General features: G+C 65.4%; 1 protein-coding gene. It reads left to right on the top strand.

Annotation, left to right across the window (positions count from 1 at the left end; translation table 11 throughout):
* A partial coding sequence (locus P0G09_RS19460; protein WP_275253498.1) for an adenylosuccinate synthetase occupies positions 1-295 on the top strand: 295 nt, incomplete at both ends.

The following is a 295-nucleotide window of genomic DNA, read 5'->3' as shown; positions in this document are numbered from 1 at the left end:
CCGGCCGTCCCCGCCGTGGTGGCCCCATCGACCTGGTGGCAAGCCACTACGGCGTGGTCTGCCAGGGCTGCGATGAGGTTGCCCTGACCCTGCTGGTCGAGCTGGACTACATGGAGAAGATCCCCATGGTCACCGGCTACAAGCTGACCGACGGCACCATCACCAAGCGCTTCCCCATGGGCATGGCTCTGGACACCGCACAGCCCGTGGTGGAGTATCTGCCCGGCTGGCACTGCGATATCACTGCCGCCCGCAAGTGGGTGGATCTGCCCCAGGAAGCCCGCGATTACGTTGA

It is taken from the genome of Faecalibacterium sp. DFI.5.82 (assembly GCF_029076575.1).
In the GTDB taxonomy this organism is placed as follows: domain Bacteria; phylum Bacillota; class Clostridia; order Oscillospirales; family Ruminococcaceae; genus Faecalibacterium; species Faecalibacterium duncaniae.
Note: the sequence above shows the minus strand (reverse complement) of the source record. Positions and strands in the feature narration are given on the sequence as shown.